The sequence below is a fragment of the Sulfobacillus thermosulfidooxidans DSM 9293 genome (assembly GCF_900176145.1).
Classification (GTDB): Bacteria; Bacillota; Sulfobacillia; order Sulfobacillales; family Sulfobacillaceae; genus Sulfobacillus; species Sulfobacillus thermosulfidooxidans.
This window is the reverse complement of the sequence record NZ_FWWY01000001.1, coordinates 792978-812829: the sequence shown is the minus strand read 5'-3', so window position 1 is coordinate 812829 and position 19852 is coordinate 792978. Positions and strand designations below refer to the sequence as shown.

Genomic DNA, 19852 nt, shown 5'->3' with positions numbered 1-19852 from the left:
ACGAAATGCCGAACGGCTTTGATAACATGACCGATGAAGATATCGTTCAAGATGCCCGCGAAGGCAGCGCGGATGCGCTCGAATATGTGATTCAAAAATATCGGAATTTTGTTCGTGCCAAGGCTCGCTCATATTTCTTAATTGGGGCGGACCGTGAAGATATTGTGCAAGAAGGCATGATTGGATTATATAAAGCCATTCGCGATTTTCGCAGTGACAAGCTGTCATCCTTTCGAGCATTTGCGGAATTATGTATTACCCGCCAAATAATTACCGCCATTAAAACGGCAACACGGCAGAAGCACATTCCATTGAATTCGTACGTGTCTTTGAACAAACCGATTTATGAAGAAGATTCTGACCGCACCTTATATGATGTTGTATCCACGGCCAAAGTGGCAGATCCTGAAGAAATGATTATTCACCGGGAAGAATTCGGAGATATCGAAGAAAAAATGGGTGAAATTTTAAGCGATCTGGAATGGAAAGTTCTTATGGCCTATCTTGACGGCCGGTCCTACCAGGAAATTGCTGTGGATTTAAGACGGCATGTGAAATCCATAGACAATGCATTACAACGTGTTAAACGGAAATTAGAACGGTATTTAGATGGGCGGCAAGTTCTCTTATTCCCTTCATCATCGTCGCGGGATATGTAACGCGATGAAAAAAGACCAGCACTCGCTAAAGGGTGCTGGTCTTCTTTTTATGATGCTTGTGATCTGGAGGAGGACTTTTTAATGGCAAAGCGCAGTCTCTTCCATAGATGTTGCGCTTGGTGAGCGTCGTCCAAGGACCATGAGTCGGGACCATATAGGCCGCGCTCGAGATATTGAACTAATTGCCGGCTTTCCCGTACATCGCTGGTCATCTCAGCCTGCCACAGAGCTAACCATTCTCGCGGTGTGAGGGTCTTGGTGGGGACACGCATCCTAAAGTGGGTCCACCATTTGATTTGACGCCACAAACTTACCGCTTGGGACTGTGGTTCGCGTGCTAGCCAGTATTTGCGTTTACGGATGCCAAACACCGCTATGAGGATAACCAGAGGTAAAAGGAGGAAACCCAAGATGTTTCTCACGGGCAAGAATCTACGGGAAGGGTGAACCCGGTGGGCGCTTTTTGCCGTAGGCGTTTTGAGTATGTGCTCACTGACCCCGGGGGGCGGATTGTAGTGGACTTTCGGCACGGCCAAAGTGACTGGAATGGATAGGGACGTTTGTGACGATGATGATGAAGAGGTTTTGGGAACAGACAGATCAGGAATGTTAAACCCAGGAGTCGGATCAATGGGAATCCAGCCAAAGGGTGCGATGTAAATTTGAGCCCATGAATGCGCATCGATGGCCCGGACTAAATAGCCATGATCATGGGCGTTATACTGGCCTGGGGCATATCCCGCGACCCACCGGGCCGGTATACCAATGCTGCGCGCCATCATGATGAACGCAGTGGAAAATTGGTCGCAATACCCGACTTTATCGTTAAACAAGAAATGGTTCACAACATTGTGTTGCGTCGGGGTGACGTGAAACGAATAGCCATAATGCGTGTCGAGATAATGTTTGATGTCTAAAGCGGCTTGCCATGGCCCTGAAGCGTGTTGGGTAATCTGATTGGCTAATTGACCAACTCGCGGGGAAAGATTACTGGGAATTTGTAAGTCTTGAGACAATGGCGGCGTGGGATATTCTCCAAAGGTGACATGATTGAGTAACGCGGCATTGAAATGGGGAATGATACTGGTGACGCGGTACGTAGAGATGGCGTTTGACACAAAATGTTCTTTATTAGGATACAGCACCAGGGATGATGGCGTATAACCAAAGGATAAGGGGACACCGGGATAGAACAGCGTGCGAAAAGGATGGCCGTTTACCGCTTGAAACGTTATGGTGTCGGTTGTGGTGGAGACTTCAGACGTATCAAAGGGAAGGCTAAATAACGGGATACCTGAATCTTCGGGGGTGATTTGCACGGCATTGGATCCGGGATTAGTCCATTCTTTGCCGGTAAACGTGTTGAAAATCTCTGCTTGCCAATAATGCGGCGATTTTGAATGGACAATCATCACGGGATTATAATTGGGCACAATCGAATGTCCGATATGATTGATGCCTTCTGAATATCCAGTTGTGGCACCTGTGCCCGTAAGAAATCGGAGGTCTTGGAGATTTCCCCCTAAAAACCCTAAACTGGCATGACCAGGACGCGGTGTTCCAGCCCATCCTAAACTCAACGGCACGAATATTGTGAGAGCGGCAACAACACTGGCCATGATGCTGGATGATCCCTGACGGGACAACGGCGCTAAAACATGGTGAGAAGACAACAATAATAAGCCAATGGCCGCATAGGCAAAAAGGGGGTGTTCCGCGGGCAGTTGCCAGAACACATGGTTAACCGCCAAAGCGGCAATACCGATGACCAAAAGGGTTGCAATGCGCCGGGAGTTATTGGCTTGACGAAACACATGCCAACCCAAAAGCGCCCCGATTAATAGTAAAGGGGTCGCAATATGGGCAGAGATTTGGTTCCAATTAGTGAAGGACAACTGGTGCAAAACCAGAACCGAACGCGAAAAGGTGATAAAGACATGGCGTAAGCTAGGCAATGATGCCCATTCGAGAGTGAGTTCGGCAACCATCATGACTATCCATGTCGTCCAGCGCAAAATCCACGAGGACCATAAATCCCCAAACGATAACCATAGGGGCGTCAGGGCTAATAAGGCGGCATCATGAAAACCGCCCCCATGCGTATAAGGCCAAAAGAGCGCGCTCATCCAAATTCCTCGTAATACAATTTGACTTTTATGGGATATCACGTGGATCCTCCTTTCGCACCACTCTTCTAATGGGATAGACCATACGCCTGCCGATGTAAGCGGTGTTCCAAATAGAACGACAAGTCCTCGAGCTGGTCTAATTCCTCGCCCACGCGAATCACGGGACCGGCATCAGATAAGGCAGGATGATTTCCGCGCATCGTAATCCACAAAGGGATGGCATCGTCGGGAATAAATGTCATAGAATTATAAGAATTGGGATGAAAACGGGGCAGGGCAGCCAGGTAATTGAGGATGGTTTCGTAATGTGTGCGTCCTGTACCAATGCCAATGCGTTGGTCCCCATCTCCAACCCAAAGAAATCCTAGAGGCTGAGTATAACGCGCTGCGACATCCGTTAATGACGCAGCAATCTGTATAGCCAACTCCCATTCTCTTTCCGTCTGAAATGCCTGCATATCATCCAATATAATCCGGATTTGAGGCTGAGTGGTGGGTTCAAATTGTTTGACCTTGAACTGACCGGTACGGGCGGTGGTTCGCCAATGAATTTGAGCCAGCCGATCACCACTGACATAATCGCGGATACCTAAAAGCAAACTGGTATCTTCAGAGATGCGGCGTGACATTTCCGTATTGCCGGCCCATTGTTGAAAAACATGTCCCAGATGTGTTAAAGCTGTGGTCTGAGGCCAGATAATCATCGACATGGGATCATTGGTCGCAAGTCGAGACTTTTCCCAAAGCCCTAACACATCGCCGGTCGCGATTCTAGGAGCCTTGAGTGTGTAAATGCCGCGCGGTACGTGTGCCAATTGGTAACGCACTGTCACAGTTCGTTTGGGCCACAAAGCCACAACAAAATGGGGATCGTGATCAGCATGTAAAGTTGCTGGCAAAGAATCCGTGACAGCGACCCATGCCCACGGCCACCACGTGTTTGCCTGGATCCTTAACTCAATGGTTACACTATCCCCTTCTGTAGCTAGATTAGGTCTAATGTGCCGTTCGATACGGACGCGATGTAAGGGGAATAAGACTTGGATGAGCGTTATGACGGCTAATAATTGAGTGGCATCCCAGATATGATAGGCTAAATAGCCCCCTTCAAAATAGGCAAAAGCCCATGCTGCCCCAATTGCCGCCATTACCACGACAATACGCCACGATATCTTTTTCATCGTTCCCGACGCTCGCGGTCCGGAATGGGTACTTGTTGAAGAATATCGTGAACGAGGTCTTCGATAACGGTGGTTTGTTGGTGGCGATTGCCTCCTTTAAGAATCAGGCGGTGTGCGATGATATCAGGAAACAGGACACGGATATCGTCGGGGATCACAAATTCCCTTCCGTGGATAAAGGCCCATGCTTGAGCTGCCCGTTGGAGAGCGATGGCGGCTCGAGGACTCATGCCTAAATAAATCCGGGGATGCTCACGGGTTTTGAGGGCTAATTGGGCTATATATTGCCGAATCGAAGGCGATAGGTAAACATTCGGTATGTGTTCCATGAGTGTCATAACCCTCTCATGTGACAACACCGGACGGATGGTGCTAAGAGGATGGCTATGCGTTACACGTTCTAACATTTGTGTTTCTTCTTCAATGGTTGGATATCCCAGATTAAGACGAAATAGAAAACGATCTAATTGGCTTTCCGGAAGCGGAAACGTTCCTTCGTATTCAATGGGATTTTCCGTAGCAATCACCATGAAAGGAGGGGCCAGGGGATGGGCAACGCCATCCACGGTCACTTGCCGCTCTTCCATCACTTCTAATAAAGCACTTTGTGTACGCGGAGAGGTCCGGTTGACTTCATCCGCCAACAAGAGATTGGTAAAAACGGGTCCCGGTTGAAAAATAAAAGCACCCTGGGCTGGATTATAAATACTCACTCCGGTGACATCCGTGGGTAATAAGTCCGGGGTGAATTGAATGCGAGCATAATGTAAATCTAAGGTGGCCGCCAAGGCTTTGGCTAAAGTGGTTTTGCCGACGCCTGGTACATCATCTAATAGCACATGCCCTTGTGCGAGCATGGCACACAAGAGTTTGGTAATCGTGCTGCGTTTCCCAACAATGACGCGTTCGATATTATCAATAACGGGCTGCAATTCTTCATGAATTGTTTCGTCATTGGAAAAATTTGAAGTGCGTCCGGGTGATTGTTTCACGAGAGGGACTCCTTCCTCCATACCGTCATGCCGTTTGAGCTGATCAGAATACTGACGACGAGTTCTGTATTCATCAAAAAGACCTTACCCATTATGATACAATAATGGCTTGTCTCCATTGGCTAGTAAACTGATGACCTCGCCCGTTTTTTTGGAATTCTTCAGAGATCCCAAAAAACCATCAAGTTTTGCTGCGTGGCCCAAGGACTTGAAATCCAAAGGTACCATATGATAATATTAAACACGCTAAAAATGCTGGCGTAGCTCAATTGGCAGAGCAACTGATTTGTAATCAGTAGGTTGAAGGTTCAAGTCCTTTCGCCAGCTCCATCGTAATCTATAACTTTCAAGAATTAACTTGAAGGTTTTTTATTTTGTAAAGAAATAGTGATAGTGGGCATTGTAGAGCATCCTTAGCCTTAGCAAAGCAACCACTCCATCGTGAGAGGGAATGGCCGCTTCGCACACATCCTAGATAGAGCTCTGGTAAGAATATGTCCTCTGAGAGTATCGGCATGATGATTCTATGTCTCATATATTGATGCTATCATGAGTTAGGGACGGGAATACCGCCAAATAGCATAGGCCTTGGGGGATTCGGGACGAAAACTGCCAGAAGGCAACAGACTCCAATAACTCCACATGGTTCGATTGTTGACCCGGATTCCAAAGCGATAGTTACCACGACGACGTTGGCGTTTTCGTTCGGGTTCGTTTTCCACCCAATAGACTTCACAACCCACAAATTGTCCACCTTGTGACTCGGCAAAATGATCAAGCTGGTTCCGAAAATCCTGAGGAATCTTGAGGGCATTATCACAGGGTTGCCAATGATTTCGTTGCATGAGAAATAAATAGGCGCCCATAATGAGACCTAATAAGAGGAAAACCGAAAGCGCGATAAAAAATAGCCACATCCAGGTACGCCAAAACTTATACCAAAACCAATACCGGCTCATGAAAGTCCTCCTTAATGGCAAAAGGCGTGGAGCAATCCCGCCACATCCATTAATTCGCCATGCGTTGGGACATTCCTTCTCATTGGCCCTAAGGAACCGAGGACAGTACTATGGCAAATTTTTATACCGAGGCATTTGCGCTGTCTTGAAACCGTAGAGGGGCGCGGGATTCGCAGAGGCTCATAAAGAATTTCCCCCATTCATGGACGGAGGAATGCGGCTTTTCGGTTCCCGGTCGGCCGCCGGCGGCCGATTTGACCCCACCCGCGGCACACCGTGCCGCGATCCCCGAAACCCGCAAAACCCTAAGAAAAACGGGCCGAGCTCTGGTAAAATTGAAGTACCAACCACAATTTTCCGAAAGGAGCTCTCCCGTATGGCTATCATACCACAACTTTCTCTCTTTTCGTGGCAAGATCTCGAAGAATTAGGCGACCTCGAACGCCTCGTGCTCGTCCTCGAGACGGTCCCGGATGAAACCCTCATGGCCCACCTGGAAGCCGCCCGTGGGCATGGGCGGAATGCGTACCCGGTCCGGGCGATGTGGAATTCGGTGTTGGCCGGGGTGGTTTTCCAACACCCCAGCATCGAGAGCCTTCGCCGAGAACTGGCCCGCAATGCGCAACTGCGCATGCTGTGCGGGTTCCGCAACGCGGCCGTCCCGCCCGCGTCGGCCTACACCCGATTTCTGCATCGTCTGATGGCCGAACAGGATACCGTGGACGGGATGTTTGAGCAGCTGGTGGATGACCTCGCCGCCGTGCTCCCGAATTTCGGTCAGCGCTTGGCCATGGACAGCAAGGGTATCTCGTCGCGGGCCGTGCGGCCCGCCAAAAACCCCACCGCCGATGGGCGCCGGGACGTCGATGCCGATTTTGGACGGAAGGAATACCGCGGTGTGCATGAGGACGGGACTACCTGGACCAAAGTGGTCAAGTGGTTCGGGTATAAGCTGCACCTGGTGGTGGATTCGACGTACGAATTGCCGGTGGCGTGGGAGGTGACGAAAGCGTCGGTGTCCGATGTGACCCGGGCGATGCCCATGTTGGATCATCTGCACCATCGCCACGGGGTGCTGCTGTCCCGTGCCGTCCTTTTAACGGCCGACCGGGGCTATGATGATACCAAATTGATCGCCGCCTGCTGGGATAGCTACCAGATTAAGCCGGTGATCGATATCCGGAATATGTGGCGGGACCCGGATGCCACGCGAGTGCTACCGGGCCATTCGACGGTGACCTACAATTATCGTGGCGACGTCTTTTGTCAGGATCCGGTCACGGGTCAGGTTCACACCATGAGTAACGGCGGATTCGAAGTCAGGCGCCAACGTCTCAAAAAGCGGTGCCCCGCCCGCTTTGCGGGCGTGTCCTGCCGGGGTCAAGACACCTGCCCCGTCGTCCAGGGCCTGCGCATTCCCTTACAGACCGATCGGCGGATTTTTACGCCCATGGACCGGGCCAGTTATCAATGGAAGCGCGAGTATGCCCATCGCACGGCGGTGGAACGGGTGAACAGTCGGTTGGATGTGTCGTTCGGGTTGGAACTCCATACCATTCGGGGGCTAAAGAAAATGCAACTCCGCTGCGGGTTGGCCCTCATCGTGATGTTGGCGATGGCGCTCGGGCGGATACGGCAACGGCAACCGGAGCGGATGCGCCGCCTCGTGGGGTCGTGAACCCCACCCCCATTCATCGAAATCCCGGAACGGCCCGTCGGGCCGCTGCTTCGGCGTCGATTCATCCTGTTCCGCCATAATTGAGGCCCATTCACCCTCTGGGATCTGCGTGACAAACGGCTGTGGAGTCGCCGCAGATTGACTGAAATCGGCTACAGCGGAAAAAACTCATACCAAATAGGGCTTGCATTTTCATGATGAGGTCCGTAAAATAGTAAAGGCACCGACGAAATGAATGACTGGTGCCGAACAAGTTAATAGGTTAATGGATGGGTGCCCGAGTGGTTAAAGGGGGCGGTCTGTAAAATCGCTGGCTAGCGCCTACGTTGGTTCGAATCCAACCCCATCCACCACCGCGGGGTAGAGCAGCCAGGTAGCTCGTCGGGCTCATAACCCGGAGGTCACAGGTTCAAATCCTGTCCCCGCAACCATTGCTCACGTAGCTCAGTAGGTAGAGCACGTCCTTGGTAAGGACGAGGTCACCGGTTCAATCCCGGTCGTGAGCTCCATTTTATGTCAACTACCTGATGTGTTGGTTAAATAAATGAAAACTCCCACACCAATAAGAATCATAACAATCCCCGTAAGTAAAGAAAATCGTATATCGGTGAGTGGATTACCTTGGTGTAACCGCAAAAAGTTCTTTCGAAATTGCCATGTCGCAAAAATCATGATGATAACTCCACCGGCCACGAGAACAAGGCCTAAAATACCATGTTCGGCTGGACGGTGAACACGAATTTGCAAAAACAGGTTAAATTTCGAAACGACAAATCCAAATGCCATCAGCGATATACCTGTACGCAGCCACGACAAAAATGTGCGCTCGTTCGCCAGTATTTCACGCGGGTCCGGGTGCTTAGCGATCGGATTACCTCCTCCCATCCTTCTTATCAGCAAACTCCTTATGTGATTATGCGTGGTTCTGCAAAAGAACAATTAAATTGGCTCGCGGCTCATGGATTTGCTAGCCGGTTTCAACTGATTTATTGGGATCCTCCATTTTTTTCTGGCCGGCAACAGACGGCTCCTCGCGGATCATTTGCTGACAGCTGGCCATCTTTGCCCGTGTATTTAGATTTCATTCGGCAGCATTTTGCTCTTATTATGCCCTTTTTAGCGCCCACGGGCTTTTTTGTACTGCACTGCGACTATCATGCCAGTCATTATCTGAAAGTATTAGGTGATGAGTTCATGGGTTATGACAATTTTCGTAATGAAGTCGTTTGGCATTATACCGGACGCCGCATTAAGGCCTCACACCGCGTCAATAGCAAGCATGATGTGCTCTTAATTTGGGCTAAATCGGAGAAATCGCGGATGATGCCTGTCTATGATCCATGGGACCGCGACTATTATGTGCGTATGAAAAAACAGCAAATCCACAAGGATCTAGATGGGCGGGAATGGATTTGGGGACATAAGGGGAAGGGACAATCCCATGCTTACCGTATTTATCTGGATGATGTGATCGAAAAAGGGCGTGCGATAGATAGCGTTTGGGACATACCTATTATTAATACCTCAGCGAAAGAACGTACAGGTTATCCGACGCAAAAGCCTCTTCAATTATTAGAGAGATTGGTGTTGCTCTTAACCCGACCAGGGGACTGGGTGGGCGATTTGATGGCCGGGTCGGGAACGACCGGGGTTGCGGCCTGGACCCTAAAGCGTCCGGTTTGGCTCGGGGACAACAATCCTGACGCCGTGGCCATTATGCGTCAGCGTATGAAAGCTCTCACCAACCTCACATAAGGGCAATATGCATTAAGCCGCTAGCGCGGCTTTTTTTTTATTGCCAAAAAAGTATAGAAGTCATCAATTCCACACATACCACCTCGTGGGAAGGCGACTCATGCTTTCAACAAGAGACCAAGGCAGCTGGGAAACGTAGGGGAGGCGGGGGAGAAATGGCGGAAAAAATTGGATCAATAACTTGGCAAAAGGGAGGAGATGTTATGAAAGGAAAATTACGACGAGTCATCGGAGTTATGGCGACATTGATGGCGATGGGAATGACTAGCCAGGCTGTAGCAGCCAATGTTCCTACTACGGTTCGAGCCTCGGAGTCCAAGGTTATTATTCGGGCCGATAGTGCCGCCACTTATGCCGTCCAAGGAGGACACGTGGTGAGTCTTGTCCCTTCAACGAACCACCAGGGGCGAACCTTTTTTACCATTGGAGTCCAAAAAGGGACGCATCTTTATCAAGTCGTCGTTGATCCGGTGACAGATCAGGTCCTAGCGGTAACCCAAATGCATTAACAGCAGTCCTTTAAGACACTGTGTTTTAGGTGTGTCTGAAGGGCTCGTATGGCACGAAGGAAAGGTGATGGATGTGGAAAATCACGAACCCACTGGTATTTTGCAGCAACAGTGGAATAGACGACAAGTGATTTGGGGCGGAGTCGGAGTCACGGCAGCCGCGTTAATTTCACTCTTTGCCAAGCCGCAGATTGTCAGTTTGGCGCGAAATCTTGTGGGATCCCCGGTCAGTTCAGGAAAAATCAACCTATATCAATTCGATTATTACTACATTCCCAACTATATGACGTGGCGAGTAGGAGACAAGCTTGAAGTTACTTTGCAAAACCAAAGTCACACCCATTGGCATGAATGGACCATCGGGCGAAAGCTGAATATGGATTATTTTCAAGGATTTGGCTACATGGATGCCGATGCCTGGGCGATTGATTTTTGGGATGGCGTTGATGTGACCTTGAGTGACCCCTATAAAATCGACAACTTTGTTCCGAATAAGGCCCATGTGACCTATGTGGGACCGAAAGGTCCTTACCAAATTACAACGGGCGGCGATTTTAGTCCCACTTTGCAACCCGGTGGCAGTTTGAAATTAACGTTTACGGTGCCCAACAAACCAGGACTTTGGCACTTCGGGTGTTTTGTCCAGGAGTTCATTCACTACCGTGATGGCATGCAGGGTTTAATCAATATTCTGCCGGCATGAGACCGTGTTAGCACGCATGTGCGGCGTTGAAAGGAGGCAGTACGGTGGGAGATGCTATTGTTTTCGTCGTGATTTGGGGAATCCTCACGACACTGGGAGAAATCTGGTTTCGATCTATTCGCGCCCATTCCATGTATTACACCATATCCAACCAGGGCAGTATCGCTTTAAGCGCCTTTAACTTTTTGTCTTCTTGGCTGATGCCCATATTCATCTTTGTGGCTTTGATGGTCATTTACACGTTAATTCGTTTTCGGGCCCCCACTAATGAACCCAAACCAAGTTTGGTGCAAGCCATGCGTAACAAATGGTACATCTTTTTCTGGGTGGCCGCGAGTTTTCTGTTAAATATTATGTTCTGGCTGCATCCGACCTCTGTTGACCTCGAAGCCATGTTTACCAACTGGCGACAAGAAAAAAAGCAGAATCCATTAATTGTCAATGTGACAGCAAGACAATGGGAATGGATTTTTAGCTATCCCCAATATGGGATTAAACAAGCGGTTAATGCCCAGGGCCTGGATGAAATGGAATTACCGGTGAACCGGCCCGTTGAGTTCTTTTTAAGAAGTTATGACCCTTTCCATACCTATGATGTCTACGCTGGCGTGATCCATAGTTTTTGGATTCCCGCGTTTGGCATTAAAGAAGATGTGATTCCCGGAGAAACTCGCACCGAATTTTTAGTTCCCAATCACGTGGCCAATTTCAAGACGAGTCCCCTAGTCCGGGTGCAATGTGCCGAGGTCTGTGGTCCCGGACATCCCTATATGGAAGCGCCGGTCTCCGTGGTGACCCAAAAGCAGTTTGCCCAGTGGATTGCGTATCAAAAGAAACTCCAGGCGAGTGGCGTTTAAACACCAACATGATTGATTAGGTCTTGTTTACGGGAGGAAGAAGAATGGAACAACGTATTGCACAAGCCGAGCCTCGCAACCATCCGCAACCCAAAGTCTTACGGATGGCGCCTGTGTTACGAGGGCTTATCTGGGCCACGATAGGTTTTGTGGTATTTGACCTTTTTACGGTGGCGGTTGATCCCTACCGTGGAAATCCCTTAGTGACAGAGCCGTCCGCAGTGATCGGTTGGGTTGGTGGGTTATTAGGTTGGCTCCTTGGTGTGGGCGGCTATGAAGAAATGATTTTGCCGCTATTTGGCTCTCCGAGCACGTGGGTTGAGCCTAAAGATTGGCGTCGGTATTTTGGATTAAGTACCAATCATAAAGTCATTGGCATTCAGTACCTCTTTTCCTCCAGTTCAATCTTTCTGATTGCGGGTCTTGATGCCATGGCTATGAGATATGAGCTGATGCAACCGTCCATGCATTTCTTTACTTATGTGGGCCAATATTTGACGGCGGTCGGAATTCATGGATCGCTCATGATGTTTGGGGTAGGAACTGTGGCCATGATTTCGGGGTTAGGCAATTACTTTGTGCCTCTAATGATTGGCGCAAAACGGACTGTCTTTTCCCGGTTATCGGGTATTGGTCATTGGCTCTTACCGGCCGGAGCTCTGACCTTGATCGCTAGTCCGCTCTTAGGCTATTGGGATACCGGGTGGCGAGGATATGAGCCTCTAGCCAGTCAAGATCCGGGCGGTATGGTGTATTACTATCTCGGGATCTTTGCGATGACTTTTTCCACGATTTTATCGGCTGTCAATTTGTCTGCCACGATTATCTTTCACCGCGCGAAAGGAATGACATGGGCCCGCTTGCCCTTGTTTGTGTGGGGTATTCTCACGGTCTCCCTGCTCAATTTAATTTGGCAACCGGAAATCGAAATGACATTTGTGATGGCGTTACTGGATAAGCTGATTCCTTTCCACTTCTGGGACGCTTTAGGCAGTCCTGAAACCTACTTGAGCATGTTCTGGTTGTTTGGTCATCCTGAAGTTTACATTATCGTGCTTCCGGCTTTTGCCATGTGGAACGAAATCATTCCGGTCATGGCGCAGAAAAACTTATTTGCCCGGGACTGGGCCATTATCGGGTTGATTTTCGTGATGATGTTAAGTGGGCTGGTTTGGGCGCACCACATGTTTACCAATATGCGCAACAGTGAAATGTTTCCCTTTGCGTTCTTTACCGAGATGATTTCTATTCCCACCGGATTTTCGTTTATGGCTGCAATTGGAACATTATGGAAAGCTAGACTGCGTTTAACTACCCCTTCGCTGTTGGTTTTGATGAGTTTGTTCAACTTCGTGGTTGGCGGATTGACGGGAGTTTATTTGGCAGACCCGCCGGTGAATTTGCAAGTACACGATACGTTCTTTGTTATCGCGCATTTCCATTACACCATCATTGGCGGCATGATTTTCACATGGATTGCGTCGATGTATTATTGGCTGCCGAAGTTTTCTGGACGCATGTATAACGAAACCTGGGGCAAGCTGTTAGCGATCTGGATTTTCATCGGGTTCAATGGGACGTTTGGTCAAATGTTTCTTTTGGGACTGGACGGAATGAACCGCTGGGTACCGGCTTATCCACCGTATTTAAAACCGGTGAACTACGAAGTCTCTCTCTTTGCTTTCTTCCTCGGGGCAGGCTTTATTGCCCATGCGATTCACATAATCTGGGCTTGGCGCAATGGTCCTAAAGCCCCGGAAAATCCTTGGCATTCTCGGACACTGGAATGGTTGACGACCTCTCCGCCGCCCGAAAATAACTTTGACGGAGAAGTCGAAGTGGTACGGGGATTCTATCGCTATGACCATGACGAACCCTCGGCATATTTGGTGAAGGATGCATCCGAATCACAATAAGGAGGAGAAGCCTTTATGGCAGCAACGTATGTGAAAGATCGGGAATTAGCGGCGTACCGTTGGGGATTGCGAATATTTTTGGTCAGTCAATCGGTGCCGTTCATCCTAATCTTTGCGGACTGGTACATGTTTGATGGGTATTATGTCAGTCCCAAAGTTAACGGCTGGTTAGGGGCCGCTGAAATTCTGCTGGATTTGTTATCAGGGCTTATCGCGTGGCAGGCCGTTGTGGCTATCCGTCACAATCGACTCATGGACATGGTTCAGGGATTTCGCCGTGCGGCCGTATTAGGGAGCTTGCAACTGTTTATCTTGGCTTATCAATGGGGGACGCGGTTTATTCCCCCGGGCACCCGTTATGGAGAGGTGTATTTTACCTTAACAGGTGTCTCCGGTTTTTATGAACTCGTGGGCATTTTTGTCTTAATTGCCATCAGTTTTCGGGCGGCACGGGTTCAGTTTACCGATGAATATCACTGGGATGCTGATGCTGCTTTATATTTTTGGATCTTTCAAATGGTTGGCAGCTTGTTGTCCTATTTGTTTCTGTATTGGATTTAAGACGCTATCCCCATTGATGAGGAGGTTGTACTATGGGATTTTTTCCTTACCTACCTATTCGGATACCGTATAGTCCCGGTATTGCACACTGGTGGGATCCATTTTGGTGGCTTTTTCAGATTATCGTGATGACTGTCCTGCTTATATCGTTTCGAAAAGTGGCCTTGCGTATCGATGATCAATTTGATGATCCGAAACCAAAGCCCCCGGGACATAAACATAAACCGGGATCGAACTCGTGAACATTTCGCAAAATCGTCAGATAATCTCGCCGATGATCTGGTCGCAAGGACCCGACAGACCCCCGCTAACACGATTTTCTTGGGGATTTGTCGCCGTCCTTTGGTCTATTAGTGTATTAATAGCCATAAGACATTATCCGTTGTCCCGGTGGTGGCCTACCCTGGCAAACATGTTGTGGGCTTGGGCAGAATCTCTTGTTAGCATGATATTAGTGATGTTAGCGTCGTATACGCCTTTGCCACGAAAACTCTTGGCGATTGCCATCGGGGGACAAGCTGTGGCCACGCTGTCTTTGTGGCCCTCGAGTCCTTTGATGGCCCAGCTGAGTTTAGGGATGTTTAATATAACGGCTATTCTTACCCTGCGATACCCGGGACGGCGGCGCGGGGGTGCCATTGCGGCGAGTCTTCTTGGGATCGTCAGCTCCTATGCAGGTCTGATGATAGGACGTCATCATATAGGGTTTGCGGAAATGTTGCTTTTGTTGGTGATTCCGGGGCTTTGGGCACAATCCTATATCCACGACATGTATTTTCTGTGGCACAGCCAGTACTGCCAAAAAATCCAAACAACTTTTCCGCGTGAAGAAGAGCGGTTGAAAGCCCGCATGTTAATGTGGTCAGTTCTCACCGCGCTCGTGGGTTTATTGCCTTATTATGTGGATCCCTTGAAACGTGAGTATTTGCTGGAAAGTTTACTGTTAGGCGCCGTCTATCTCATCAGTAACGGGCTTAGTCTCATCACGCCGTTTCCTCGCCGCATTATTCATCTCAAATGGTTAGAGCACATTGACCAGGCGTATTTGGTTGGCATTGTGGCGTTGTTTATCAATCAATTGGGATAAAGAAAAAGGCCCGTACACGCTTTAGCGTAATGGGCCTTTTAGCATAGCGGAATGATTATTTGCCTTCAGCAATATGCCAAACGTATTGTGATACTGTGGTGGCGTCTTTGGCATCCAGACTTCCCGGATGATTAGCCGGCATATGTGTGGCAATAAAGGTCTTCAGTTTGGCGACATCCCCGAAGGTGGACACCACACCACTCGGAGCGGCTAGTCTTGGAGCCCCGGTGGTTCCAATACCCTGGGGTCCATGACAAGACGCGCAATCTCTTTGAAAGACAATGGCACCCGCTTTTACGGCTTGAGGATTTTGCGGCGTTTTGGTGGCTGCCGACACTTTCTTAGCCCGTGACCGGTTGGTTTTGTGATCCAACAAGGGATTACGGGTATTATTCACGTCGGTCACACCCTGGGGTTGTTGCCCTTCTTTTCCCCGAGGAACATTGTTGTTGGGTCCACCTGCTCCATAAAGACCACATCCTGCGGTGAACGTGACGAATGCCATCAAAGCAATCCATGTCTTGGGGCTTTTTAGCATGATCGGTCCTTGCCTCCTCTCTTGGTTGAATGGGTTGGTGACTAATGGCTGCGGTTTAGGCAATAACCTGCTATCTGTGGTGTAGGAATAGCGTGCCGCAAAATTTTTTGGCTATACCTCATGGAGCCGGATAAAGAAAGAATGAGAGAGTCACACTATCTACAAGAAGATAAGGAGGGACCGTTTATGAATTGGAAGGGAGCCATAGCCCGTTTCATTATGACCTTAATGTTATTAGAGATTTTTCGCTATACCTTAAGTTTGTTTCCCGGCATCTCTTTGTCCGAGGCCGTCATCATTGCGCTGTTTGTCGCCGGTATTGGCTATTTAGTTGATGAAATGTTTGGGGGATATATTTCTCCACCCGGTCGTGGTTTTATCGGGTTTATTGTGACAACGACCGTGGTCAGCATTTACTTTACTCACTATGTCTACCCGATTGTCCATACTTTTGCTTATGTTTTTGATTCGATTGCCATTGGTGTCTTAGTAGGTTTAGCTGACGCATTGTTTGGCCGGGCTTATCAAAAAAGTCAGCGGACAAAAGCATAGACCATTAAGCCACCTAAAGTACCAATAGCGACAATTAAAAGACTCGCGGCGATCCAAATCACTGTGGTGATCACCGGATCGGGTTCATGGTCGTGGGTGAGGTAAAGATACAGCACACATCCCATCCAAAGACTGGCTAAACGCATATGCCAGGTTAACAGACGATCGGGAGGAGTTAATTGCGGTTGCGCTGCCACAAGACCCGAAACGATCGCAAGTAAGCCAAAGATGATGCTAAGCAATAATCCCATGCGAATGAAGCTTGGCGGAACCTGGTTGCTAAAGTTCCGGGCGACCGCGGTCAAGAGAAACAAAACAATGGGGAAATGGATTATCGCTGGATGAAAATGTTGAATTAGCCAGGCCATAGATCGTTGTCCTCCTTATACGAGGATATAATTTGTGGACACGTCAACCGGATCCCCGGTAAAGAAATGCTGCGTTACCGCGAAATAACCATGCGAGGCCTTTGGGTCATATATACTTGTCTTAGGGTATGAATAGACTTCGTCGTCGTTGAGGGGAAATGGGAGGGCGTTCGGTAAGTCGATATGACATTTGACCGCTAGAACTCTTGACACCGGATCTAATTTACTTGATAATTAGTGAGAAAATTCACAAGGTTACATCGCTGTAGGGTGGCTTTGTTATGTGAGAAGGGGGATATGATGAGGAATTCGCTAATTGCTCCATCTATTTTGTCCGCGAATTTTGCTCATTTGGGCCGAGAAGTACAAGATGTTCTAGCGGGCGGCGCGGACTGGATTCATATCGATGTGATGGACGGCCAATTTGTTCCCAACATCACCATGGGTCCTGTGGTTGTGGAGTCTTTACGCAAGGATACAACGGCACATCTTGATGTCCATCTCATGATTGTGAAACCAGAGCAATATATCCCCGATTTTTTAAAGGCAGGAGCCGACAGCATATCGATTCATTATGAGGCCACACCCCATGTGCAACGGGCCTTAGACATGATCCGCAGTGCTGGAAAAAAAGCGGGTTTAGCCCTGACGCCATCGACACCCATCCAGGTGGTGGAAAATGTCTTACCGGACTTGGACTATGTCCTCGTAATGACCGTAAATCCGGGTTTTGGTGGGCAAAAATATATTCCTCTTATGACAGAAAAAGTTCGAAATCTTCGACATTTGTTGGACACTTCCGGATATTCGCAGATTCTCATTGAGGTCGATGGAGGCATCAATCAGAACACGGCAGAAGCAGTAAGCCAAGCAGGCGCGGAAATTCTTGTCGTCGGCAGTGCGATTTTTGGGCAGCCTGACCGCAAACATGTGATTGCACAAATTCGTGAACAAGCCGAGCATGGCATGCGTCAATTGCAAACCCATTAGTCGCAATCTGCGTGAGAGCTCTATTTATCTCATCATCAGTCATTCCACGGAAACGTTACTATTAGCAAGGGAGGGAAGCGCGTCCGTGCCTTAATGGGCGGGCGGCACAAAATCATGACACAAGACGCCGCAAATATTCAACAAGAACCGTTCTTGGATTTCGATACGGTCCTCGGGGAATCCAAAGTCATGGACATTTTGGCTCAATTAGACCGTGAATTAATAGGATTAAAGCCTGTTAAGACCCGCATTCGCGAAATTGCGGCCCTACTGCTGGTTGATAAAATGAGAAAACAACTCGAATTGTCCTCGCAAACTCCGTCTCTTCACATGTCCTTTACAGGCAATCCGGGAACCGGAAAAACGACCGTGGCTATGCGGATGGCAGAAATTTTGCATCGGCTCGGATATGTTCGCAAAGGCCATATGGTGGCTGTCACCCGCGATGACTTAGTAGGGCAATATATCGGTCACACAGCCCCTAAGACCAAAGAAGTCTTGAAACGTGCCATGGGTGGCGTGTTATTTATTGATGAAGCCTATTACCTATACCGCGAGGAAAACGAACGCGACTATGGGCAAGAAACGATTGAAATTTTGTTGCAGGTGATGGAAAATCAGCGGGATGATTTGGTCGTGATTCTTGCCGGATATAAAGATCGGATGGATCGCTTCTTCAAATCCAATCCGGGAATGCGTTCTCGTATTGCCCATCATATTGATTTCCCTGATTATACAGCAGATGAATTGTTGCTCATTGCCGAACTCATGTTAGCGGAACAGCATTACCGGTTAAGTCAAGAAGCTCGTGAGGCTTTCCGCTCCTATCTAGACCGTCGAATGGCGATGCCCAATTTCGCTAATGCTCGCAGTGTACGTAATGCCCTGGACCGCGCACGATTAAGACAAGCTAATCGTTTATTTGCCAAAGGTGGTCGCCTGACGAAAGACGACTTGATGACGATTGAGGCCGAAGATATTTTGGCAAGCCGTGTCTTTACCGGATTACCCGATCAAGATCACGTTTCAGCTTAACGCGATGAAATAGAGTCCTTCTTGCCTGTGTCGACAAGAAGGACTCTATTTTTATGGGGATGGGTCGAGGAGAGAGACCGTGAATTTCTTAACGTTTATTGGGAGTGAGTTTGTATCATCTATTGGCAACGGCGTTTATCGCGTAGCCTTGAACTGGATTCTTGTTACGCGCTATGGAACGGTAAGGGTCCTGGCCATGGTTCAGTTTTTGAGCCTGTTGTTTGGCGCCATCGTGCAGATGTGGTCGGGTGCGCTCATAGATCGGTACAACGGAAAGCGTGTCCTTGTGCTCACCAATTTGATCTTGGGCGTGGTGGCGGGGATTTTTGCATGGGATGCAGAGATGCGTCCGAGTGAGTTTTCGACAAAGGTTGCATTGATTTGTGTTGTGCTTATTGGGGCAGTGGGCGCCACGGTGGAACCCGCATTTTTTTCACTGGTTATGCGGGTACAAGACAAACCGGATACCGATACGGCGAATTCGTGGATATTGGGAAGCTATGGGCTTAGCGGGATTCTCGGTCCGATAATTGGCGGTGTTTTTACCGTGACTCAAGGGGCTTGGTTGGGATTTGCTGTGGACGCCATGAGTTTCGTTGTGGCTGCGGGACTCATGGCACTCGTGAGCGTGAATCAACAGGATTATAATAAAAAAATCCTGTCCAAGCTGACGGACAAAATCCGTGGTGTTGGACATGGGAAACCACGACAATACGACGAATCTTCACGGTTGAACACAATGCCCGCTTGACCCCTTCTTAGGCGATAGCCAAGAGGGGGTCAAGCGGGCGGCGGCCTCTTGGCCGCCTTGCGGGGTTTTTCTTGCGTCCCTTGGGCTTCGACGTAACGTTTCACCGTCTCCAGCGAGGATTCACCGACGCTCCCGACATAATATGCGCGATGCCAGAAGTATGGCTTCCAATAGAATTTCGCCATGACGGTGAACGCCTTCCATTCGGTATGGATCATATTTGCTACGACGTGGATCATTGTTTCAACGTCGTTATTATTGACGCGCAAGACTTTGCCAAGTGGATCTGCCGCATTTTAGGTTCGTCAATCGAAAATTCCTCGTGTGTAATGTGTTTAAATGAACAAAACGGCCAACCATACGTGTTTTCAATTTGGCCTACAACCCAAGAAGGCCGGCGGCATATTTCATTGACAGCATCATGGTGATATGATAAAATCCTTGCGCATGAGTGGGAGGTAAGCAACATGCGAACAATTATTACTTTGGCGTGTTCAGATTGCAAACGGCGCAATTACACGACCACAAAGAACAAGAAAAATGATCCCAACCGGCTTGAGCGTCGCAAATATTGCCGGTGGTGTCGCACCCATACCATTCACCGTGAGACTCGGTAGGTTTTGGTTTCACAG

At 48.9% G+C, this 19852-nt stretch carries 23 protein-coding genes and 4 tRNA genes; 19 read left to right on the top strand and 8 right to left on the bottom strand.

Translation table 11 applies throughout. The annotated features are described in order from the left end of the window. The first annotated feature begins 5 nt into the window (after positions 1-5). The gene (gene sigH / locus B8987_RS04335; RefSeq protein ID WP_037913168.1) at positions 6-659 is read left to right on the top strand and encodes an RNA polymerase sporulation sigma factor SigH; all 654 of its coding nucleotides are present in this window, start codon (positions 6-8) and stop codon (positions 657-659) included. 47 nt (positions 660-706) lie between these two features. Here the strand turns inward: sigH and B8987_RS04330 are convergent, their stop codons facing one another. From B8987_RS04330 to B8987_RS04320, 3 genes are read right to left on the bottom strand one after another with little or no spacing between them, the layout of a single operon-like run. Then, on the bottom strand, positions 707-2827 hold the full coding sequence (locus B8987_RS04330) for a transglutaminase TgpA family protein (protein ID WP_084660901.1): 2121 nt from the start codon (positions 2825-2827) through the stop codon (positions 707-709). 26 nt (positions 2828-2853) lie between these two features. Beyond that, positions 2854-3969 (bottom strand): DUF58 domain-containing protein, encoded by a 1116-nt coding sequence (locus tag B8987_RS04325; protein ID WP_028962683.1) that lies wholly within the window; start codon positions 3967-3969, stop codon positions 2854-2856. Further along, on the bottom strand, positions 3966-4961 hold the full coding sequence (locus B8987_RS04320) for an AAA family ATPase (RefSeq protein ID WP_084660900.1): 996 nt from the start codon (positions 4959-4961) through the stop codon (positions 3966-3968). Before B8987_RS04320 ends, B8987_RS04325 begins: the two co-directional genes overlap by 4 nt. A gap of 254 nt (positions 4962-5215) precedes the next feature. Here B8987_RS04320 and B8987_RS04315 point away from each other — a divergent pair. Next, a tRNA-Thr gene (locus tag B8987_RS04315) sits at positions 5216-5291 on the top strand. Between the two features lie 224 nt (positions 5292-5515). Here B8987_RS04315 and B8987_RS04310 read toward each other — a convergent pair. Beyond that, positions 5516-5920, bottom strand: coding sequence for a hypothetical protein (locus B8987_RS04310; protein WP_084660899.1), 405 nt, complete (start codon positions 5918-5920; stop codon positions 5516-5518). A gap of 376 nt (positions 5921-6296) precedes the next feature. On the opposite strand from B8987_RS04310, the gene B8987_RS04300 reads away from it, so the two are divergent. From B8987_RS04300 to B8987_RS04285, 4 genes are all read left to right on the top strand, one after another. After that, entirely contained in the window at positions 6297-7598 is a 1302-nt protein-coding gene (locus B8987_RS04300) for a transposase (protein WP_084660898.1), read from the top strand. Between the two features lie 267 nt (positions 7599-7865). Continuing rightward, a tRNA-Tyr gene (locus tag B8987_RS04295) sits at positions 7866-7951 on the top strand. 1 nt (position 7952) lies between these two features. Further along, positions 7953-8029, top strand: a tRNA-Met gene (locus B8987_RS04290). A gap of 2 nt (positions 8030-8031) precedes the next feature. Beyond that, positions 8032-8107: transfer RNA gene (locus B8987_RS04285), tRNA-Thr, on the top strand. 7 nt (positions 8108-8114) lie between these two features. Here B8987_RS04285 and B8987_RS04280 read toward each other — a convergent pair. Then, positions 8115-8483 carry a YidH family protein gene (locus B8987_RS04280; RefSeq protein ID WP_020376727.1) on the bottom strand — a complete coding sequence of 123 codons (369 nt, stop codon included), beginning with the start codon at positions 8481-8483 and terminating at the stop codon, positions 8115-8117. On the opposite strand from B8987_RS04280, the gene B8987_RS04275 reads away from it, so the two are divergent. From B8987_RS04275 to B8987_RS04240, 8 genes are all read left to right on the top strand, one after another. Next, a complete protein-coding gene (locus tag B8987_RS04275) occupies positions 8454-9353 on the top strand; it encodes a DNA-methyltransferase (protein WP_084660897.1) in 900 nt (299 codons plus the stop codon). The two genes, B8987_RS04280 and B8987_RS04275, sit on opposite strands and share 30 nt — an antisense overlap. Positions 9354-9556: 203 nt before the next feature. Continuing rightward, entirely contained in the window at positions 9557-9862 is a 306-nt protein-coding gene (locus B8987_RS04270; protein ID WP_139793461.1) for a hypothetical protein, read from the top strand. Positions 9863-9929: 67 nt separating this feature from the next. Further along, positions 9930-10565, top strand: a complete 636-nt coding sequence (locus B8987_RS04265) for a cupredoxin domain-containing protein (protein WP_028962689.1) — start codon at positions 9930-9932, stop codon at positions 10563-10565. A gap of 44 nt (positions 10566-10609) precedes the next feature. Further along, on the top strand, positions 10610-11422 hold the full coding sequence (locus B8987_RS04260) for a cytochrome c oxidase subunit II (protein WP_020376723.1): 813 nt from the start codon (positions 10610-10612) through the stop codon (positions 11420-11422). 44 nt (positions 11423-11466) lie between these two features. Beyond that, positions 11467-13338, top strand: coding sequence for a cytochrome c oxidase subunit I (locus tag B8987_RS04255; RefSeq protein ID WP_028962690.1), 1872 nt, complete (start codon positions 11467-11469; stop codon positions 13336-13338). A 15-nt stretch (positions 13339-13353) separates the two neighbouring features. Beyond that, positions 13354-13899 (top strand): cytochrome c oxidase subunit 3 family protein, encoded by a 546-nt coding sequence (locus B8987_RS04250; RefSeq protein WP_020376721.1) that lies wholly within the window; start codon positions 13354-13356, stop codon positions 13897-13899. 32 nt (positions 13900-13931) lie between these two features. Further along, positions 13932-14141 carry a hypothetical protein gene (locus B8987_RS04245; protein WP_028962691.1) on the top strand — a complete coding sequence of 70 codons (210 nt, stop codon included), beginning with the start codon at positions 13932-13934 and terminating at the stop codon, positions 14139-14141. After that, complete coding sequence (locus B8987_RS04240) at positions 14138-14986, top strand: hypothetical protein (protein WP_028962692.1); 849 nt, start codon at positions 14138-14140, stop codon at positions 14984-14986. Before B8987_RS04245 ends, B8987_RS04240 begins: the two co-directional genes overlap by 4 nt. 55 nt (positions 14987-15041) lie before the next feature. Here the strand turns inward: B8987_RS04240 and B8987_RS04235 are convergent, their stop codons facing one another. Continuing rightward, on the bottom strand, positions 15042-15524 hold the full coding sequence (locus tag B8987_RS04235) for a c-type cytochrome (protein ID WP_020376718.1): 483 nt from the start codon (positions 15522-15524) through the stop codon (positions 15042-15044). A gap of 186 nt (positions 15525-15710) precedes the next feature. Between B8987_RS04235 and B8987_RS04230 the strand changes: the two genes are divergently transcribed. Further along, positions 15711-16076, top strand: a complete 366-nt coding sequence (locus B8987_RS04230) for a hypothetical protein (RefSeq protein WP_028962693.1) — start codon at positions 15711-15713, stop codon at positions 16074-16076. Here B8987_RS04230 and B8987_RS04225 read toward each other — a convergent pair. Further along, on the bottom strand, positions 16058-16444 hold the full coding sequence (locus tag B8987_RS04225; RefSeq protein WP_028962694.1) for a DUF2231 domain-containing protein: 387 nt from the start codon (positions 16442-16444) through the stop codon (positions 16058-16060). The genes B8987_RS04230 and B8987_RS04225 overlap by 19 nt on opposite strands. A gap of 300 nt (positions 16445-16744) precedes the next feature. Between B8987_RS04225 and rpe the strand changes: the two genes are divergently transcribed. The 3 genes from rpe to B8987_RS04210 all read left to right on the top strand — a co-directional run bounded on the left by rpe (position 16745) and on the right by B8987_RS04210 (position 19220). Beyond that, positions 16745-17434 (top strand): ribulose-phosphate 3-epimerase, encoded by a 690-nt coding sequence (rpe, locus tag B8987_RS04220; RefSeq protein ID WP_101494350.1) that lies wholly within the window; start codon positions 16745-16747, stop codon positions 17432-17434. Positions 17435-17548: 114 nt separating this feature from the next. Then, the gene (gene cbbX / locus B8987_RS04215; RefSeq protein ID WP_051005478.1) at positions 17549-18469 is read left to right on the top strand and encodes a CbbX protein; all 921 of its coding nucleotides are present in this window, start codon (positions 17549-17551) and stop codon (positions 18467-18469) included. 79 nt (positions 18470-18548) lie between these two features. Next, entirely contained in the window at positions 18549-19220 is a 672-nt protein-coding gene (locus B8987_RS04210; protein WP_176213145.1) for an MFS transporter, read from the top strand. Positions 19221-19249: 29 nt separating this feature from the next. On the opposite strand, the gene B8987_RS04205 is transcribed toward B8987_RS04210, so the two are convergent. Next, positions 19250-19405 (bottom strand): transposase, encoded by a 156-nt coding sequence (locus tag B8987_RS04205; RefSeq protein WP_176213144.1) that lies wholly within the window; start codon positions 19403-19405, stop codon positions 19250-19252. 282 nt (positions 19406-19687) lie between these two features. Between B8987_RS04205 and rpmG the strand changes: the two genes are divergently transcribed. Beyond that, positions 19688-19837, top strand: coding sequence for a 50S ribosomal protein L33 (gene rpmG, locus B8987_RS04200; protein WP_076006950.1), 150 nt, complete (start codon positions 19688-19690; stop codon positions 19835-19837). The last annotated feature ends 15 nt before the right edge of the window (positions 19838-19852 follow it).

Bases quoted from the DNA above. Each gene is read 5' to 3' on its own strand.
- rpmG (WP_076006950.1), top strand. From the start codon at position 19,688: ATGCGAACAATTATTACTTTGGCGTGTTCAGATTGCAAACGGCGCAAT.
- B8987_RS04280 (WP_020376727.1), bottom strand. From the start codon at position 8,483: ATGGGAGGAGGTAATCCGATCGCTAAGCACCCGGACCCGCGTGAAATA.
- B8987_RS04235 (WP_020376718.1), bottom strand. From the start codon at position 15,524: ATGCTAAAAAGCCCCAAGACATGGATTGCTTTGATGGCATTCGTCACG.
- B8987_RS04265 (WP_028962689.1), top strand. From the start codon at position 9,930: ATGGATGTGGAAAATCACGAACCCACTGGTATTTTGCAGCAACAGTGG.
- B8987_RS04270 (WP_139793461.1), top strand. From the start codon at position 9,557: ATGAAAGGAAAATTACGACGAGTCATCGGAGTTATGGCGACATTGATG.
- B8987_RS04255 (WP_028962690.1), top strand. From the start codon at position 11,467: ATGGAACAACGTATTGCACAAGCCGAGCCTCGCAACCATCCGCAACCC.
- B8987_RS04230 (WP_028962693.1), top strand. From the start codon at position 15,711: ATGAATTGGAAGGGAGCCATAGCCCGTTTCATTATGACCTTAATGTTA.
- sigH (WP_037913168.1), top strand. From the start codon at position 6: ATGCCGAACGGCTTTGATAACATGACCGATGAAGATATCGTTCAAGAT.
- cbbX (WP_051005478.1), top strand. From the start codon at position 17,549: ATGACACAAGACGCCGCAAATATTCAACAAGAACCGTTCTTGGATTTC.
- B8987_RS04245 (WP_028962691.1), top strand. From the start codon at position 13,932: ATGGGATTTTTTCCTTACCTACCTATTCGGATACCGTATAGTCCCGGT.
- rpe (WP_101494350.1), top strand. From the start codon at position 16,745: ATGAGGAATTCGCTAATTGCTCCATCTATTTTGTCCGCGAATTTTGCT.
- B8987_RS04325 (WP_028962683.1), bottom strand. From the start codon at position 3,969: ATGAAAAAGATATCGTGGCGTATTGTCGTGGTAATGGCGGCAATTGGG.
- B8987_RS04225 (WP_028962694.1), bottom strand. From the start codon at position 16,444: ATGGCCTGGCTAATTCAACATTTTCATCCAGCGATAATCCATTTCCCC.
- B8987_RS04205 (WP_176213144.1), bottom strand. From the start codon at position 19,405: ATGGCGAAATTCTATTGGAAGCCATACTTCTGGCATCGCGCATATTAT.
- B8987_RS04300 (WP_084660898.1), top strand. From the start codon at position 6,297: ATGGCTATCATACCACAACTTTCTCTCTTTTCGTGGCAAGATCTCGAA.
- B8987_RS04310 (WP_084660899.1), bottom strand. From the start codon at position 5,920: ATGAGCCGGTATTGGTTTTGGTATAAGTTTTGGCGTACCTGGATGTGG.
- B8987_RS04250 (WP_020376721.1), top strand. From the start codon at position 13,354: ATGGCAGCAACGTATGTGAAAGATCGGGAATTAGCGGCGTACCGTTGG.